This is a genomic window from Pantoea sp. ARC270 (genome assembly GCF_003236725.1).
Taxonomy (GTDB): Bacteria; Pseudomonadota; Gammaproteobacteria; order Enterobacterales; family Enterobacteriaceae; genus Pantoea; species Pantoea anthophila.
The window spans coordinates 1-14,290 of record NZ_PUGA01000058.1 but is presented as its reverse complement, the minus strand read 5'-3'; the positions used below and the strand labels follow the sequence as shown (position 1 = coordinate 14,290).

Genomic DNA, 14,290 nt, shown 5'->3' with positions numbered 1-14,290 from the left:
GGTCCCACCTGACCCCATGCCGAACTCAGAAGTGAAACGCCGTAGCGCCGATGGTAGTGTGGGGCCTCCCCATGCGAGAGTAGGGAACTGCCAGGCATTATATAAGTGAAGAAGCCCCGCACCGACGTGCGGGGCTTTTTTACGTCTGAATTTTTCTGTTTTAAACTGAAATGCGGTACTGATCCTCTGCATTCCTTCACTTTCTGACTCTCCATTTTCCCTGCCTTTATCGCCAGCAAACCGCTGATTTTTCGATAATTAGCGATGCGGCTCACAATAATAATCTCAGATTAGGCCGCCTTTACCTTCCGTGGACTTAAATGCTTTACTCATACTTTAAACGCTGTTGATCAGCAAGGAACAGAGGTAAGGCATGACACCCACAACAAATAAAATGCAGACGGATGATACAAAAAAGCGTATCTGGGCCATCGTCGGTGCGTCATCGGGTAACCTGGTAGAGTGGTTCGACTTTTATGTCTATTCATTCTTCTCACTCTATTTTGCCCACATTTTCTTCCCGCAGGGCGATACCACGACCCAGCTGCTCCAGACAGCGGGCGTATTTGCGGCCGGCTTCTTAATGCGTCCGATAGGGGGCTGGCTGTTCGGCTATATCGGCGACAAACATGGCCGAAAAAATTCGATGCTGGTTTCAGTCTGTATGATGTGTTTTGGCTCACTGGTGATCGCCTGCTTACCCGGTTATGCCTCCATTGGTGTGGCGGCTCCGGTCATTCTGCTGCTGGCGCGTATGTTTCAGGGCCTGTCGGTAGGGGGCGAGTATGGAACCAGCGCAACCTACATGAGCGAAGTTGCGCTGGAAGGGCGCAAAGGTTTTTACGCCTCATTCCAGTATGTCACGCTGATCGGAGGCCAGTTAGCCGCAGTGCTCACCGTCGTGGTGTTGCAGTTTCTGCTCACCGATGCAGAACTGCGGAGCTGGGGCTGGCGTATTCCGTTCTTCCTTGGTGCGCTGCTCGCCGTTGTTGCGCTCTGGCTGCGCCGATCGCTGGAAGAGACCTCAGATAAAACCAGCCGTGAACATCGCGATGCAGGAAGCGTAATCGGGTTGCTGCGCAATCATACCCGTCCCTTCCTGATGGTGCTGGGTTTCACCGCTGGCGGCTCTCTGAGTTTCTACACGTTCACGACCTACATGCAGAAGTATCTGGTTAACACCTCGGGAATGGATCCTAAGACCGCCAGCGGCCTGATGACCGGCGCACTGCTGGTCTTTATGCTGATTCAGCCCATTATTGGGGCCCTGTCAGATAAAATTGGCCGCCGTACCTCAATGATGATTTTTGGCGCGGGCGCGGCCATCTGTACAGTCCCGATCCTGACCCTGCTGCAAAATGTGCAGAGCCCCGGCGTGGCTTTCGTGTTGATCATGCTGGCGCTGCTAATCACCAGCTTCTACACCGCCATCAGCGGCATCCTTAAAGCCGAAATGTTTCCGCCTCAGGTGCGTGCGCTGGGGGTAGGACTCTCCTATGCGGTCGCCAATGCGATTTTCGGTGGGTCGGCCGAGTATGTGGCCTTACTGATGAAGAAGCAGGGTATTGAGACAACCTTCTTCTGGTATGTCTCCGCGATGGGGGCGGTGGCCTTTGTGGTGTCGCTGTTACTGCATAAGCGCGGGAAGGGAATCAGGCTCTGACGCGATTACTGGCTCAGATTCTAAGGGGCAATGCCGCTGGCTGTACCGGCGGCATCCCGGGTGAAGCTCCAGCCTGAGCCATCCGATCGGCTCTCATATCCATCTTTGCCTGCTCCGGGCCGCAGGATTCACACAGTGCGGCCTCTGAGCGTCAACCTTTTAAAGAATACGGCTGATTAAGCGATCGATACGGATCCGGCGCAGACGGCGGATCAGTTTCCGCACCTTGGCTGGATAATCCGCAATACTTTCGAGTTCACGGAAATGGTTCACGACCGTGGTGTGCTGCCGGATTAACGTCAGCTCCTTCTCACGCTGGGCTGCTAACTCCTGATGCGGATCGTGGATCAGCACCGCATTTTCCAGATCGAGTCGCCATGCGCGCGGATTGAGATTATTACCGGTGATCAGCTGCCACTCATCATCCACCCACATCCCTTTGAGGTGATAGCTGTTCTCGCCATCCTTCCACAACCGTACGACCAGCTGTTCGTTGCTGACGTAGTATTGCAGGCGGCTCAGGAAGCGACGCAGGTTAATCTCATAGAGATAAGGCAGCGCACCAATGATCTTGAAGGGCTGATCGGGAGCGATGTAGAAGTCATTGGCGGTTTTATCCCCCACAATGATCTCAACCTGCTTACCCTGACGCAGCAGATGAATGATATTGCGAACCAGCAGCGCAGGCAGGTTGAAGTAGGGGGTGCAGATAATGAGTTTCTGCTCTGCACAGGGCATCAGGTGGAAAATCGTTTTGTTCAGCAGGCTATGCTTACCCAGTCCCACCAGCGGGGTGACCGCCAGCTCTTCGTTACCCGCATTTCCGTCGAACTGATAGTTAAAGCCACGCAGATCCTGACGAAACTGACGCGTTTCATTTTTGATTTCAGGACTGGAAGGGCGCTCAGCCACGTCGAGCCGGTTGACCGCTTCTGCTGGTTTCAGATTGAGATCGATCCAGGCATACATGGTATCGGTCAGCTGAGCATTGCGGATGATCTGGTAGCGGTCATAGCGATATTTATCATGCTGATGCAGATAGACATCATTAATGCTGGCTCCGCTGTAGATCAGCGTGTCATCAATAATGAAGCCTTTCAGATGGAGCACACCCAGCGCTTCGCGGGTATTAACCGGGATGCCATACACCGGAATCGCGATGTCGGCATGGCGGGTCGCCATTTCGCAATACCAGTCAGCGTTAGTGACGCCTCGCGCGGCACCAATGCGTCCACGCTGTGCACGATGCCAGTCAACCAGAATTGAAATATCCAGTTCCGGACGCGCCTGCTTCGCACGGTAGAGCGCATCCATGATGGCGCGCCCGGCGTCATCATTTTCCAGATAGAGCGCAACGATACAGATGCGGGTCTGCGCTGCGGCAATTTTTTCCAGCAGCGTCTCACGAAATTCGGCAGGCGAGTAAAGTGTCGACACATCCGCAACGGATTGTGACAGTTTCGGCAACTGTGCGAGGTGTTGTTGGTGTTTATTACGTTTGAATTTAGACAACATCACAGTGCACTTCTTCTCTGTTCATTGCATGGCCTTTTGCCATCAAATCAGGGTTATAACCATAAATAATAACATTAACTCCGTCGACCCGAACCTTTTTTACCTTTCTCTACAAGGTTAGTTGATCCCCTCCTGTAAAGGCAATTTCAGGCTGACAATACCGTCATCCAGTTGAATATCAACATGAAAGTTAAGTTTTCGTGCCAGCGTAATCATGCCGTGGTTGTGGGGCATCGTGATACCGTTTAATTGTTGCAAGCCGTGATGGCGCGTATAGCGGATCATCTTTTCCAGCAGGCGGCGCCCCATACCCAGCCCTTTGAGGTCTGAACGCACCAGCACCGAGAACTCGGCGTCGATGTTATCGGCATCTGAGATAGCGCGCGTGACGCCGATGATCTCAGGGTGTCCCTGATGCTGACGCACGGCCACAATCGCCATCTCACGGTCATAATCGATTTGCGTCATGTTGGCGAGGTCTTCATGGGTAAACTCATTGATTTCGCTGAAGTAGCGGTAGTAGAGATCCTCTTTCGTGACCTGGCTGATAAAGTCGCGCAGCAGGGGTTCATCTTCAGGCAGGATGGGACGGAACAGGCAGAACTGCCCATCTTTTAATTCGACCTGCTCTTCCAGATGCTGCGGATAAGGGCGGATAGCCAGCCGTGCTTCATTGTCACCGTAGAAAGGGGCCAGCGTCAGGGTGACGTCCAGCAGGGTAAAATCACTACCCGCCGCCAGCAGCGGATGGATATCGAGCCGATCGATTTCCGGGCAGTCGACCACAAGGTTTGAGACCTGCACCAGCAGCTGACTTAACCCGGCGATATCCAGCGGATTCAGGGCGCTGCGGCTGCGGATTTTTCCGCTCTTGATTGCCTGAATCACCAGATAGCGCGCCAGCGTCATGTTGAGCGGTGGCAGCGCAACGGCGGCCTGTTTGTCAGCCTGCCACTCGACGCCGCCTTCACCCAGCATGATGATCGGGCCAAACAGTGCATCCTGTTCGACCACAACCCGCAGCTCCTGTGCGCCCGCACGGCTTGCCATGCCCTGAACCAGTAGCCCTTCAATACGCGCCTGCGGCAGCGTCTGCCTGACCCGATCGAAAATGGCTTCGGCGGCGCGCTCCACTTCACTGGCATTGCGCAGGTAGAGCATCACCCCCTGCACCTCCGACTTATGCGCGATATCGGGTGAACGCAGCTTCAGCGCCACCGGGTAGCCAATCTGATCGGCAATCGTTACGGCCGACGCGCTGTCGCTGGCAATCCAGGTCGGCAGCGTGGTCAGCCCGTATGCCTGAAGAACCGGCTGCACTTCGTGCGTATCCAGCGCCGTGATCCCGCGCGCCAGGGCCTGGGAGAGTATCTGGTGAACATGCGCGCTATCCTGCGTCAGCGTCGCGGGGAGGGCAGGGGTTTCGCGCAGCTGCTTCTGGTTACGCCGGTATTCAACCTGATGCATAAACGCGGTGACGGTGCCCTCCGGCGTGCGCCAGGTGGGGATTCCCGCCTGGGTAAAGGCGCGTCGTGCCGCCTGCGAAGAGAACTCTCCGCTCCAGTTAGTCAGCAGGGTTACCCGCTTACCACGCGGGTGACGGGCAAGGGTTTCGATAAGGTGGCTGGCCGTTTCGGTAGGGGGCGCAACCGCGCTTGGCGCATGAATAATCATCAGCGCATCAAAGTCATGACTGTCGAGCAGGATCTCCACACAGGCGGCATAACGGGCGGGCGTTGCATCATCCTTTAAGTCGAGCGGATTACCCCGGCCCGCGCCTGCGGGCAGCAGCGCCTCCAGCTGCTGACGGGTCTGTTCGCTGAGCTGTGCCAGTTTGCCGTTGCGGGCATAGAGCTCATCCAGCGCCAGCGCAGCAGGGGCGGCACCATTACTGACGATCATCAGCCGGTCACCCCGCAGCGGCCGCATATGACTCAGCGATTCCACCGCAGAGAAGAGCTCATGGGTATCCTGCACCCGAAGCAACCCGGCACGCTGAATGGCGGCATCCCAGGCCGCATCCAGGCCGCTGTGGGTGCCGAGCAGCGCCTGCGCTTCACGGCTGCGACCGCTCTTGATCACCAGAATCGGCTTGTTGCGGGAGGCACTGCGCGAGGCGGAAACGAAACGGCGTGCGTCACTAAGGTGTTCAAGGTAGAGCAGAATGGCGCTGGTTTTACCGTCGCGCGCCAGGAAGTCGAGCAGGTCGTCGACATCGGTGTCCAGGCTGTCACCCAGCGCGATAAACCAGGAGAATCCGAGGTTACGCTGCTGCGCCCAGTCGAGAATAGTATTCGAGACGGCGGCGGACTGGGAGATAAAGGCGAGTCGGCCTTTGGCTATCGGCACCGGTGAGAAGCTGGCATTTAATCCCTGCCAGGGGGCCAGCAGGCCAAGACTGTTTGGTCCCAGCAGGCGTATCTGCCACTGACTGGCGCACGCTTTAAGTTCAGCAGACTGGCTGGCGGGAGCCGAAAGGATGATGCAGGCCTTGCAGCCTTTTTCGCCGAGCTGTTGCAGCAGCGCAAGGTTACGCTTTGAATGGGTGCAGATGACCGCCAGATCCGGCGCGAAAGGCAGGCTGTCGATGGTGGGCCAGGCCAGGACACCGCTGACCGCCTTATATTTCGGCGTCACCGGCAGCACCGGTCCGCTGAATCCGCCCGCCAGCAGGTTTCGCATCATAAAGTAGCCGGCGCGCCCCGGCGTCACCGAGGCACCAATAACCGCAATGGATTTAGGTCGTAACAGCGCTTCCAGCCCACGTTGACTCATCGCGTCCTCCAGAGTTCGGGATTTGCGTGATTGTAAACGCTTTTTGCGGGCCGTGCTTTCGGGCAGATCGCAGCCTGAGCATCCGGCCGCGCAGGCCTCAGACAATCGGTGAGAAGCAGGGCCGGTTAATCCTGCCCGGCATGATGCGGTTTGCCCGCCAGGTAGGCGGCACGAAAGCGATCAAAATGGTGAGATAACGCGTCTGCCGCGAGCCGATCGCCCGCCTGCTCCAGCAGTGCCGCGGCGACTTCGGCGGTACAGTGCTGACCTGCGCCATGGGCTTCGCGCAGCGTGTAACGCGAAGGGGTAGTGACATTCAGCGACATGACCGGCAGGGCATCGAGCCAGGGGCTTTTGCGGAACATTTTGCGCGCTTCGGTCCAGGTGCCATCCAGCATGATAAACAGCGGCGGTTTCCCCTGCGCGGGCGGCGAGGTCAGCACCTCCCGGCCCGGATCGGCATAGCTGGCCGGAAAGACCACCAGCGGCTGGTAATCGGGGTTGCGCACAGCCGCCAGCAGCAGCGGATCGGGCTCGGTGCGTGACCAGCCGAAGGCCTGGGTGTCGGGCAGAATATCGGCAATCAGACGGCCGGTGTTGCTCGGCTTCATCGGCTCGGTATCAAACATCACCAGACAAAAGCGGCTGCGGGCGGCTTGCGGGACGATCTGGCTGCAGAGACAGCTGGCCTCGGGCAGCAGGCAGCCCTGGCAGCGAATGACCCGGTTTCCGCGCGCGAGGAAAGGACGGGTCGCGCGGGCGAGACGTTGGGTGCGCAAGCGCAAAACAGCATTATCAGACATGAGTATTCAGGGCAGGAAAAACGTCAGTGTAATCGAAGCGCAGGCGAAAAGGAAAAGGCCAGCCGGGCTGGCCTGGGAAGATTAAAGGGATTCATCCAGCCATTCGTTAAACGGCGCTTTGGGCATGGCACCGTTCAGCATGTCGACCCGCTCGCCGTTTTTAAACAGCATGATGGTCGGGATACTGCGAATGTTGAAGCGGGCGCTCAGCGCCGGTTCCGCTTCGGTGTTCACTTTAATGAAACGCACTTTACCGCTGCGCTCACTGGCGACATCTTTGAAGACCGGCGCAAAGTTGACGCACGGACCGCACCACGGCGCCCAGAAATCAATCACGACGGGCAGGTCGTCCTGAAGATATTTGTCGAAGGTCGCGGCGGTGGCGTTGACCACTTCACCGTCGAACAGTTCGCTTCCACAGCGTCCGCATTTCGCCGCATCGGCAAGGCGCTCTTCGGGAACGCGATTAGTTGCCTGGCAGGAAGCGCATACCGTATTCATAGGAACCTCTGAAGTTGGAAAGTGTCAGTCTGGTAATTATTGTCCATTATGAAAGGGGAGCGATTTACCCTCAATCTGGATCGCTCTATAGGTTCAATAGTTGATAGCTAAGCGCCGGCACATCAGGTAATCTGCGCGCTCTCAATGCAGGAGGAAGACATGAACGACGAATTTAAAGGCAAAAGCGGTAAGGTTAAGGTGATGTACGTGCGTGGCGAGGATGAAAAGAGCACATCTAATCCTCGTACAGGCAAAGGGGGTTACGCTGCTGCCCGCCAGGATGATAATCGTCGTTCATCGGGTTCCCGTGCAGAACGTGGCCAGGAAGGCGGTCGCTCTGCGGGTCGTCGCAGCGACGACAGCGGACGCAGCGGTTCAGCGCGCCGCGACGAAGGCGGACGGGGTGCGCCACGCCGCTCGGGTGAGGGTTCAGGCCGTCGCAACGAGCGCTCCGATGATCGTAGCTACGGCAGCAGCGACTCTCCATGGCGGACCGTGTCACGCGCGCCTTCTGCCGATCGCACCGCGACGTCAGAAAGCGACAAGCCGGATCACGGCGGCATCAGCGGCAAGAGCTTCGTCGATCCGGAGCAGATTCGCCGTCAGCGTAACGAAGAGACGCGCGTCTATGGTGAGAACGCCTGTCAGGCCCTGTTCCAGAGCCGCCCGGAAGCGATTGTCCGCGCCTGGTTTGTGCAGGAAGTGACACCGCGTTTCCGCGAAACCCTGCGCTGGCTGGCGGCCAACCGCAAAGCCTATCATGTGGTTGAAGATGCAGAGATCACCAAAGCCTCCGGCACTGAGCATCATGGCGGCGTCTGCTTCCTGATCAAAAAGCGCATGGGTATGGCGGTTTCTGAGTGGCTGGGTCAGGCGAATGCCAAAGATTGTGTACTGGCACTGGAAGATGTCAGCAACCCGCATAACCTCGGCGCAATCATGCGCAGCTGCGCGCACTTTGGCGTGAAAGGTCTGCTGGTCAACGACGCCTCTCTGCTGGAGTCCGGTGCGGCGGTGCGTACCGCAGAGGGCGGAGCCGAGCATGTGCAGGCGATCAGCGGTGCCACCTTCAGTGAAGGTCTGGAAGCGTTTCGCAAAGCGGGTTACACCATCGTCACCACCTCCAGCCATCAGGGTACGCCACTGGCTCAGGCTGAGCTGCCGGAAAAAATGGTGCTGGTGTTAGGTCAGGAGCGCGAAGGTCTCTCTGACACGGCGTTTCAGCAGGGGGATATGAGCGTGTCGATTGGCGGCACCGGCAACGTCGAGAGCCTTAACGTCTCGGTTGCCACCGGCGTGCTGCTCGCCGAATGGTGGCGTCAGAACGCATAAAAAAACGGGCCGAAAGGCCCGTTTTGCTGTGTCTCATCAGTGCGCGCCACCGCCACCGCCGCCCGCGCCAAACGGCGGACGGGCAAACCAGATCAGCACCAGCAGGATCAGAAACACCCCCGCCGACGCCCAGAAAATTTCATTCGCTGAAATAATCAGTCCCTGGTTAGTGATCTGCTGCGCGATCCAGGCCGACGCCTGTTGCTGCGTCATCCCCATGCCCTCCAGCTGGCTGTACATCTGCTGCGAATTGACGTTGTACGGGGTAATCGACTCCGTCAGATAGCTGTGATGCATTGATTCGCGATTGGTCCACATGGTGGTGGTAATCGACGTACCCACTGACCCGGCAAAGGTTCGCAGGAAGTTTGACAGACTGGAAGCGGCCGCCAGACGCTCCGGGGGGAGGCCCGACAGCGTGATGGTGGTCAGTGGCATAAAGAAGCAGGCCACGGCAAAGCCCTGAATAAACTGCGGCCAGGCGGAAGCGCCGAAGTCCATACCCGGTTCAAACGTCCAGGCGCGCCAGTAGAAGCAGACCGCATACATAATGAAACTGAAGGTGACCAGCCGTCGCATATCGAGCTTGTGGGCGAAGCGACCGATAATCGGCGACAGGATCACGGGGATGATCCCCACCGGCGCAGAGGCCAGACCGGCCCAGGTCGCGGTATAGCCGTAGACCTCCTGCAGCAGCTGCGGCAGCAGCACAATCGAGCCAAAGTAGAGCATGTAAGCCAGACTGATCGACAGGCAGCCGATAGTGAAATTGCGCGACTTAAACAGCGACAGGTCGATGATCGGATGATCGTCCGTCAGCTCCCACACCAGCAGCACAGAGAGCGCAATCACGGCCACTACCCCCAGCACGATGATCTCCGTCGAGCTGAACCAGTCGAGCTCTTTCCCGCGATCAAGCATCACCTGCAGACAGCCGATCCCGACGACCAGCAGCACCAGACCGACCGTATCAATAGGGCGGATTTCGGTTTTGGTTTCCCGGCCTCGCAGCGTCTGCAGCGTCAGCATCACCACCACCGCACCAATCGGTACGTTGATGAAGAAGATCCAGCCCCAGTGATAGTTGTCGCTGATCCAGCCGCCCAGAATCGGGCCGCAGATCGGCGCTACGATCACCGTCATCGCCCACAGCGACAGCGCGATACTGCGTTTAGCGGGCGGATAGTTACTGAGCAACAGACTTTGCGACAGCGGGATCAGCGGACCCGCCACGATCCCCTGCAGGATACGGAAGAAGATCAGCATCTCCAGGCTCTCTGACATGCCGCACGCCCAGGAGGCGACGGCAAACAGAATGGTCGCCCAGGTAAAGAGCTTCACTTCACCGATGCGTTTGGCCAGCCAGCCGGTCAGGGGGATCGAAATCGCGTTGGCTACGCCAAACGAGGTGATCACCCAGGTTCCCTGCGAGTTAGACGCGCCCAGGTTCCCGGCGATGGTGGGGATAGCCACGTTGGCGATGGTCGAGTCCAGCACCTGCATGAACGTGGCCAGTGACAGCGCCACGGTCATCAGGACCAGCGGCATCCCTTCAAGCGGTTTTTGTGCCATTACAGCCTCCGCGCCATCATCCGGCGTTGGCGCGGACGATATCGGTGATCAGTTTATTGACCGGCGCAAGGTCAATCGCCAGGGCGTTGCTGCTGTAAGCGGCCTGCTGCCGGACACTGTTCGCCAGCGTAATGCCCTCTTTGCTGGTGGTATCGATCTTCACCAGCGTTGAGAGGCCAATACGCAGCGGATGTCTGGCGATATCGTCCTGATTCAGTTCGATTCGCACCGGCAGGCGCTGAACCACCTTAATCCAGTTACCGGTGGCATTCTGGGCGGGCAGCAGCGAGAAGGCGCTGCCGGTGCCCATATCCAGACCGGCGACTTTGCCGTGATAGACCACATCATCACCATAGATATCCGCCACCACGGTAGCGGGCTGACCAATACGCACGCCAGCCAGCTGTGTCTCTTTAAAGTTGGCGTCGACCCACAGATTGGTTGCCGGAACAACGGCCAGCAGCGGGGTGCTGGTGGAGATTTGTGAACCCACCTGAACGCTGCGACGGGAGACATAACCGTCCATCGGGCTGCGGATGTCGGTTCGCTGCAGGGCCAGCCAGGCGTCACGCAGTTCAGCGGCGCTCTGCTGCACCGCAGGCTGATTTTCCAGCGTGGTATTGAGGATCATCGCCTGATTGGCATTGTATTGCTGAACGGCAACGTCCAGCTGCGCTTTGGCGGTCGCCACGGCGTCGCGTGCATGCTGCAGCTCTTCACGGCCAATCAGATTAGCGGCACCCAGAGGCTCCCGGCGTTTCAGGTCAGCCTGCGCCTGGGCCAGAGCGGTCTGCTGCAGGGTGATGCTGGCTTCATACTGCTTACCGTTGATCATCAGCTGATGCGTCTGACGCACGCTGGTGGCGAGGGCCGTCTGCGCTTTTTCAAACGCCTGCTCGGCATCGGTCTTATCCAGGGAAACCAGCACATCGCCTTTTTTGACGTAGTCGGTGTCTTCAAACCAGACTTTATTGACGCTGCCGGAGACCTGGGCCATCACCTGCACCTGGTTACCGGCAACGTAGGCATCATCCGTTTCCTGAAAATGGCGCAGTACCAGGAACCAGTAAACACCCCAGGCAATCCCAATCAGCACAAAGATCAGCGCCAGCACAATGAGCACACCTTTGCGCTTCTTCTTTTTGTTGCTGGCTGACGGTTGCGGGCTTTGTGCTTCTGCCGTTGCACTCATGTCTTTCTCCACGTATTCCATTGAGTCGGGGAGGGGCAGGGATCCCTGTCCGCCGGCGCCCGAGTCGAAAAAGCCAGCGACTGAGCGCTGGCCAGATAAAAAAGGAACTTAAAATAACGATTCCGACAGGTGATTGTGTCGCACTTATTGCTATCAGCGGGACAGTGAGGCGATCAGCTGATCTTCATCCATTTTGTCGAGGCGGTTAAGCAGCTTGCGGGTAATCCCTTCCAGCTGCGACTTCTCATCAACCGACAGCGAAGACCAGAGATATTGCAGGCTCTGATGCTGCGGGGGCAGCAGCTGACGCAGGAACTCCATGCCTTTGTCGGTCAGATGCAGGTGCAGGCAGCGACGGTCGTGATCGCTTTCGCGACGCTCAATCCAGCCGCGTTTTTCCAGCTCATCAGCAATGCGCGTAGCATTGGTGCGTGACGAGCCGAGGGCCGAGCTGAGTTCCGAAGGCTGAATGCTGTGATTTTCCTGAGCATCCAGCGTGATCAGCGCCATAAACAGGGTTTCGTTGATCCCCTGTGCTTTCAACATCTTATTACGATTGTCCAGCAGTTTACCCTGCATATGCATACAGAGACGCGTCAGGATAATTTCCTGTAACGGAAAATCCTTATGGCGATTGGCACGGATGTTTAGCATCTGCTCAATGGGAGTAAACGAACTTTCCATTAAAAAAAACCTCACTAATTGCAACTTGTATAATAACTATGGTGACAGGCTAAGCGTAGTCACTTTTCGGCAGGTGATCGCTGACCGACGCACGCTGCACCATTAAAGGTGTTCCAGGCCATTCCCTGGCCCTGGGTCAAAAACCCGTCCGCCCGGCGGCAGCCGCAGTGCCAGAGCGTTATCAAAAAGGGGGCAAATTTAATAATATCGCGAGGAAAAATAACTGAAGTGAATAGGTTTGCTGCTAACCATAACAAACCTAACCATTTGTGACCAGATGCAATCCGCTTTCCGGACAGAGTTCAGTGAATTTTTCGGGTTCAGCATGCGATCCGCCGGCTCCCACCCGACCCGGCAGGCCGATTTCACCCTCTGAGACGTGACAGGGTGCTCCGGCGAGGCTGACAGAGAGGAAAGAGTGCTGAGCAATCGTATGAGCAGGGGCTGAACGTCGTCGTTGCTGCCCACGCAGAGGCCGGTGGCTACCGACTGCGGGAGCACTGAAACGGGCGTCAGACCCTGACGGGGCGCAGGCATAAACCGTGTCGTTCGCTAATAATCATATGAGGTTAATAATAACTCAAAAAACTATTTCACACGCATGTTTATTAGCAGGCCAGACCAGTCATAACAAGAGGTTTAAACCTCGGTAGAGGATTTACGGGTGACGTTATGCGAATAGGCTCAGGAAGCATATGCCTTTCGCAAAGACGCAAAAGATGCCATCCATGGCATGCTCAGCGCGGGCCATCCCTGGCCCGCTATGCTTTGCTACAGGCGTATGCTCCCATCGCTTTAAGTTTTGGCGCCGTCTGAATGAAGAAACGCTTTCAGATCACGACCACCTGCCCGCCATCAGAAGTTCCAGTCCTCATCTTCCGTCTCAACCGCCTTACCCATCACATAGGATGAGCCCGAACCGGAGAAGAAGTCGTGGTTTTCATCTGCGTTGGGTGACAGCGCTGACAGAATGGCCGGATTCACCGCCGTCAGCTCCGCCGGGAACAGCGCCTCGTAGCCGAGATTCATCAGGGCCTTATTGGCGTTGTAGTGCAGAAAGGTCTTCACCTCCTCCACCCAGCCGACCTCACCATACAGCGCTTCGGTATAAGCCACTTCATTCTCATACAATGCCAGCAACAGATCGTATGCGAACTGCTGCAGCGCTTCGCGGCGCTGATCGTCCACCGTCGCCAGCGCCTGCTGGAACTTGTAGCCAATGTAATAACCGTGCACCGCCTCATCACGAATAATCAGGCGGATCAGATCCGCGGTGTTGGTCAGCTTGCCGCGACTCGACCAGTACATCGGCAGCCAGAAGCCGGAATAGAACAAAAACGACTCCAGGAAAACGCTGGCGATTTTCTTCTTCAGCGGATCGTCGGCCTGATAGTGTTCCAGAATGATGCGCGCCTTGTTCTGCAGCGGCGCATTCTCTTCGCTCCACTGATAGGCGGCATCCACATCCTGCGTGTTGCACAGGGTTGAGAAGATGGAGCTGTAGGAGCGGGCATGCACCGCCTCCATAAAGCTGATATTCGACAGCACCGCCTCTTCATGCGGGGTTATCGCATCGCCCATCAGTCCCGGCGCACCGATCACGTTCTGAATGGTATCCAGCAGCGTCAGACCGGTAAAAACCCGGATGGTCAGCTGCTGCTGCTGTTTATCCAGCGTCTGCCAGGCAGGCAGGTCATTGGAGAGCGGCACTTTCTCCGGCAGCCAGAAGTTGCTGGTGAGGCGGTTCCAGACCTCAAGATCTTTCTCATCCTGAAGACGGTTCCAGTTAATGGCCTGAATCTGTTTTAGTTGCATAGTGTTTATCACAGGGAGCAGGAGACGCAGCCCTGAACCTCCGTGCCCTGAAGCGCCATCTGGCGCAGTCGAATGTAATAGAGCGTTTTGATGCCTTTCTTCCACGCGTAAATCTGTGCTTTGTTGATGTCACGGGTGGTGACGTCGTCGCGGAAAAAGAGCGTCAGCGACAGCCCCTGATCAACGTGCTGAGTCGCCTCTGCATAGGTATCAATAATCGCTTCCGGCCCAATCTGATACGCATCCTGATAGAGATGCAGATTTTCATTGGTCATGAACGGCGCGGGATAGTAGACGCGTCCGGTTTTGCCCTCTTTGCGGATCTCGATCGGCGAAACAATCGGATGGATGCTGGAGGTGGCGTGGTTGATGTAGGAGATCGAACCGGTCGGCGGGATCGCCTGCAGGTTCTGATTAAACAGCCCGTGCTGCATTACC

At 57.1% G+C, this 14,290-nt stretch carries 10 protein-coding genes, 1 rRNA gene and 1 pseudogene; 3 read left to right on the top strand and 9 right to left on the bottom strand.

From position 1 onward, the window contains the following. Positions 1-96: ribosomal RNA gene (gene rrf / locus CKF42_RS20105) — 5S ribosomal RNA — on the top strand; the annotation flags it as partial. 277 nt (positions 97-373) lie between these two features. Next, positions 374-1,663 (top strand): MFS family transporter, encoded by a 1,290-nt coding sequence (locus tag CKF42_RS20100; RefSeq protein ID WP_009088534.1) that lies wholly within the window; start codon positions 374-376, stop codon positions 1,661-1,663. A 159-nt stretch (positions 1,664-1,822) separates the two neighbouring features. On the opposite strand, the gene pssA is transcribed toward CKF42_RS20100, so the two are convergent. The 4 genes from pssA to trxC all read right to left on the bottom strand — a co-directional run bounded on the left by pssA (position 1,823) and on the right by trxC (position 7,257). Further along, positions 1,823-3,178, bottom strand: a complete 1,356-nt coding sequence (gene pssA, locus CKF42_RS20095; RefSeq protein ID WP_111209040.1) for a CDP-diacylglycerol--serine O-phosphatidyltransferase — start codon at positions 3,176-3,178, stop codon at positions 1,823-1,825. Between the two features lie 117 nt (positions 3,179-3,295). After that, positions 3,296-5,953 carry a bifunctional acetate--CoA ligase family protein/GNAT family N-acetyltransferase gene (locus CKF42_RS20090; protein ID WP_111209039.1) on the bottom strand — a complete coding sequence of 886 codons (2,658 nt, stop codon included), beginning with the start codon at positions 5,951-5,953 and terminating at the stop codon, positions 3,296-3,298. A 125-nt stretch (positions 5,954-6,078) separates the two neighbouring features. Next, complete coding sequence (locus CKF42_RS20085; RefSeq protein WP_046102408.1) at positions 6,079-6,756, bottom strand: tRNA-uridine aminocarboxypropyltransferase; 678 nt, start codon at positions 6,754-6,756, stop codon at positions 6,079-6,081. Between the two features lie 81 nt (positions 6,757-6,837). Next, positions 6,838-7,257 carry a thioredoxin TrxC gene (trxC, locus tag CKF42_RS20080; RefSeq protein ID WP_009088541.1) on the bottom strand — a complete coding sequence of 140 codons (420 nt, stop codon included), beginning with the start codon at positions 7,255-7,257 and terminating at the stop codon, positions 6,838-6,840. A 159-nt stretch (positions 7,258-7,416) separates the two neighbouring features. On the opposite strand from trxC, the gene CKF42_RS20075 reads away from it, so the two are divergent. Beyond that, positions 7,417-8,589, top strand: a complete 1,173-nt coding sequence (locus CKF42_RS20075) for a tRNA/rRNA methyltransferase (RefSeq protein WP_111209038.1) — start codon at positions 7,417-7,419, stop codon at positions 8,587-8,589. A 36-nt stretch (positions 8,590-8,625) separates the two neighbouring features. Here CKF42_RS20075 and emrB read toward each other — a convergent pair whose 3' ends face one another. The 5 genes and pseudogenes from emrB to CKF42_RS20045 all read right to left on the bottom strand — a co-directional run. Continuing rightward, complete coding sequence (gene emrB / locus CKF42_RS20070) at positions 8,626-10,161, bottom strand: multidrug efflux MFS transporter permease subunit EmrB (RefSeq protein ID WP_046102406.1); 1,536 nt, start codon at positions 10,159-10,161, stop codon at positions 8,626-8,628. A gap of 16 nt (positions 10,162-10,177) precedes the next feature. Continuing rightward, a complete protein-coding gene (gene emrA / locus CKF42_RS20065; protein WP_046102432.1) occupies positions 10,178-11,353 on the bottom strand; it encodes a multidrug efflux MFS transporter periplasmic adaptor subunit EmrA in 1,176 nt (391 codons plus the stop codon). A 153-nt stretch (positions 11,354-11,506) separates the two neighbouring features. Beyond that, positions 11,507-12,037, bottom strand: a complete 531-nt coding sequence (mprA, locus tag CKF42_RS20060; RefSeq protein WP_003850381.1) for a transcriptional repressor MprA — start codon at positions 12,035-12,037, stop codon at positions 11,507-11,509. Positions 12,038-12,892: 855 nt separating this feature from the next. Next, positions 12,893-13,852 (bottom strand): class 1b ribonucleoside-diphosphate reductase subunit beta, encoded by a 960-nt coding sequence (gene nrdF, locus CKF42_RS20050; protein ID WP_111209037.1) that lies wholly within the window; start codon positions 13,850-13,852, stop codon positions 12,893-12,895. Between the two features lie 8 nt (positions 13,853-13,860). Then, a pseudogene (locus tag CKF42_RS20045) lies at positions 13,861-14,290 on the bottom strand (ribonucleotide-diphosphate reductase subunit alpha); the annotation flags it as partial.